Raw genomic sequence first — 3,271 nt, 5'->3', positions numbered from 1 at the left:
GCAATGGTAATAAGGGGTATCGATGAGGCTGACCTGAGATGAACGAGGCTTAGGCATAAGTGACTCCTTTCAATTTGTGCTATTTCAATTGGTGTTAGTAAAGCTTAGTGCAGTAGAAAAAACAGTCCAATTATTATGGGTGGCATATTAAAGTTGTTTCCAACTGCTTCGTAATTAATAAACATATTTAAGATGGGTGCCGTATTATTTGTTGGTAGGGGGATTAAAAGTCTCATTAATCAAGCAACTTGACCCCCAAGCTTTATTGCGTACTCTGGACTCTTCAACCATACAAGGTAGTCTAGCTTGCAATGTTGTCGACCTCGTAAGGTCGCACTAATAAACTGCTAAGCATTTAAAATAGTAAGGAGTATTAATGCTAATTTCAGAAGCATTTTCAAAATATGGATGTACATTAAAAAATGTCAATTGGTCTGTATCGGCTTTCAATAATAAAAACGAGTTGGTGCTTAGTTTATGGGATCAATATTTTGAAAAAATAGGACAAGGCTCTCTAACTTATATTGACCAAGCTTCACGCTGGAATGGCCATGGAAATAAGGAGTTTATTTCCAATTTAAATAAAGCTATAGAAAATAAATCTAACGTTAGGGCCGTAATCGCAAAAACAGACAAACCTGACGCAGTAGCTAATGGCGGGGATGCTAGTGAGTTAAAAAATACATTTTCTGTCAAACCAAACTGGTTAGGTGCAATTGAAGTTTGGGATGGTGATAATTTTCAAATTAAATTTACACCAGAGTCATAAATGCCTAACAAATTGCCTCAGATCGCCACAAAAAACGCGGCTGGGATAAATACTGACCGGGCTTCGCCCAACAACGTTCGCATTTGCCCCTTGGCAAAGCGTTAAGTTTCCTCATATATGAAGCATCGAAAGTATACGATCGAATGGAGTATTATTGGAGTAGCTATATTAATTGCTGTTATCTCTGTAATCGCAGATTACTATTCAACCGATTGTAACTGGTTTGCTCGTTCAGGTTCTGTAGTTGTTCTTTTGGCTGCGTTTGTTGAGTTTAAGGTATCTTCACACATTTACGAAGACATTCAGCGAGCTCAAGTTATACAATCACATACAAATATATCTATTCCGCTTAAAGCAAAACCAACTAAACCAAGGCGTAATGTTTTGTTTGCAGCTCATATATTATTGATTACGGGCACAATTATATGGGGTTACGGTGACCTAATCTGGTCTTAAAAACCTAATAAATAAGGCGTTCAAACGGACAAAAACAGTTGGCTGTATCACTCCGTTCACAATTTTAGCCCAGAACTTAATAGGCCACCCATAATAAAATTAAATAAAAAGTATATATTTATAACTTGATTTTGGGCTTAAAATATCTGGCGGGTGAAGGCAGCAGGAACACTCGAAATTATAAAGACACCCATCGTAATAAATCGCAAAACTATTTTTTTGCTGCTCGTTATCATGGGTGTTTTGTTAATTTAAGCTCTGCCTATATGGGGAGATATTGCTTGCTATAAGTATTTCACTTCAGCTGATATTGCTGAGGTATTCTCAATTTCTGGCGAGTTTATTAAAATTTCCAATGAGCCAAATCCAGATGCAGCAACGGCATGTTGGAAGGTGCAGGAAGGGCAGGATTAAAAAAAATACGAAATAAGCTGACAGAAATTATAAAGACACCCATCGTAATAAATCGCAAAACTATTTTTTTGCTGCTCGTTATTATGGGTGTCTTGTTAATTTCTTCTACCGATTTATCTCGGCGCACTGGGTGTCTTGTTAATTTGTTTTTTCTGTTAATTTGTTTTACTTTGGGTGTCTAGTTTAAGTCAGAATAAATTATTGCTTTTATATTGCCGGATAAAGATACATCAATTATATCTTTGCTTTTATAGTGCACTTGAAGGTATTCAAGCTTATATTTCCAACATAAAATATCTAGAATTGATCTAGCAACTTCAATATATTTGTTCATAAACAGCGTAGATGATTTGCTATCAAAATGAGGGAAATAGCCTAATGCTCCAACATTTTGCATATTTGATTCTGTCGCAGTATGTACAGATGCACAAAGTGTTGAGTACATACCTTTGAGTTTACTGTACTTATCCTTAATTTCTTTGGTTTGAAATACATCTGCATCCTCTGCTTTGTCTATGACTTCATAAGTGCTTTTTATAGATACTATATTCGGATGTACAGTGCTTCCTATAGCTTTTAGGAAGTTTTCAATCGCACTTCTTAAAATTTGCTCACTACCCTTGTAGCACCCATGAAGAGAAATAAAAAGTGAACTTCCGAGTTCAGATATCGACTCCCCAAGATACTTACCAAATGTAGAGTTTGAATTACTTTTTAAGGATTCTAAACTTTTACACACTGAGTGAAGTTCTAAAATAGAAAAATAGACCTTATGGGTTCTTTTCAAATTTTGAAAGTATTCAACATTGCCTTCTTGAGGTAATTCGTATCCTGTCACAAATTCTTTTAATTGCTCAAAGTCTTTTTGAATCGCTTTGGTAGACATAAATTTACCTTGAAGAAAGTTCGTTAATTACCATATTCCAGTTAAAATCAGCACTATTTCTGTCTTGTAATATTTGTTTTGTTCTTTCTTTATTACCAGCTAAAACAGCTAATGCTTTAACTAAAACGTCAAGCCTTTCATCGTCTAATTCAACTGTAGAACAAATGACTCTTCCGATAACATCGGCTCTTGAACTCCTACTAAATCTAATGAGTTCAATACCTAGCACACTTTTCGAAAAGTCTGCTATGTCTTGGGTACGTTTAAAAAGATCAGAGTCTAAAAATAATGAGGGTAAAGCCCCAACTAAAAAATGTTTATTAGGATTATCAGACTCATAATTTCCTACAGCATCTTTTGCTTCAGATTTATCGTATGTAGACTCTTCGATTAACGATACAGCTTTTTTGAAGTCCACTTTCGAATAACTGTCCATTAACCAAGAAAATTCTTCCATAAAGCGCAAAAGTACCTTTAAATCTTTTTTATTTTTCACCTTAAACCTCCAACCCTAATTTTTGTAACGCTTCTCTAGTAATGTCAGATATAGCCATTTTTAATTTTGAATCTTGTGTATCTAAAATTAGTTTCTGGCTTCCTTGTAACTTAGCGACTTCTGTGCGCTTCAACAATGGTTTATTAAATCGTTTTCCTTTCCAAAATGTTGTCGAATCAAGGTAATCTTGGGCGTTTTTATATACTGTTTCTCTTTCATCAACAATTGTTAATACAACACCAAGACATTC

The 3,271-nt window shown here is 34.9% G+C and carries 3 protein-coding genes and 1 pseudogene; 1 reads left to right on the top strand and 3 read right to left on the bottom strand.

Going from position 1 to position 3,271, the window contains the following annotated elements; genetic code table 11:
• The first annotated feature begins 376 nt into the window (after window positions 1-376).
• Window positions 377-769 (top strand): hypothetical protein, encoded by a 393-nt coding sequence (locus ACJAT7_RS18635; protein WP_415228287.1) that lies wholly within the window; start codon window positions 377-379, stop codon window positions 767-769.
• A gap of 1,048 nt (window positions 770-1,817) precedes the next feature.
• On the opposite strand, the gene ACJAT7_RS18630 is transcribed toward ACJAT7_RS18635, so the two are convergent.
• The 3 genes and pseudogenes from ACJAT7_RS18630 to ACJAT7_RS18620 all read right to left on the bottom strand — a co-directional run.
• Window positions 1,818-2,525, bottom strand: a complete 708-nt coding sequence (locus tag ACJAT7_RS18630) for a hypothetical protein (protein ID WP_415228286.1) — start codon at window positions 2,523-2,525, stop codon at window positions 1,818-1,820.
• Window positions 2,526-2,529: 4 nt separating this feature from the next.
• Complete coding sequence (locus ACJAT7_RS18625; RefSeq protein ID WP_415228285.1) at window positions 2,530-3,021, bottom strand: hypothetical protein; 492 nt, start codon at window positions 3,019-3,021, stop codon at window positions 2,530-2,532.
• A gap of 1 nt (window position 3,022) precedes the next feature.
• Window positions 3,023-3,271, bottom strand: a pseudogene (locus ACJAT7_RS18620) (hypothetical protein); the annotation flags it as partial.

The sequence above is a fragment of the Psychromonas sp. genome, assembly GCF_047632995.1.
Taxonomy (GTDB): domain Bacteria; phylum Pseudomonadota; class Gammaproteobacteria; order Enterobacterales; family Psychromonadaceae; genus Psychromonas.
The sequence above is the reverse complement of the archived record's forward strand: the minus strand, read 5'-3'. Positions and strand labels throughout refer to the sequence as shown.

Excerpts from the sequence above, each read along its gene's own strand:
- ACJAT7_RS18635 (WP_415228287.1), top strand. The coding sequence starts at position 377 with ATGCTAATTTCAGAAGCATTTTCAAAATATGGATGTACATTAAAAAAT.
- ACJAT7_RS18630 (WP_415228286.1), bottom strand. The coding sequence starts at position 2,525 with ATGTCTACCAAAGCGATTCAAAAAGACTTTGAGCAATTAAAAGAATTT.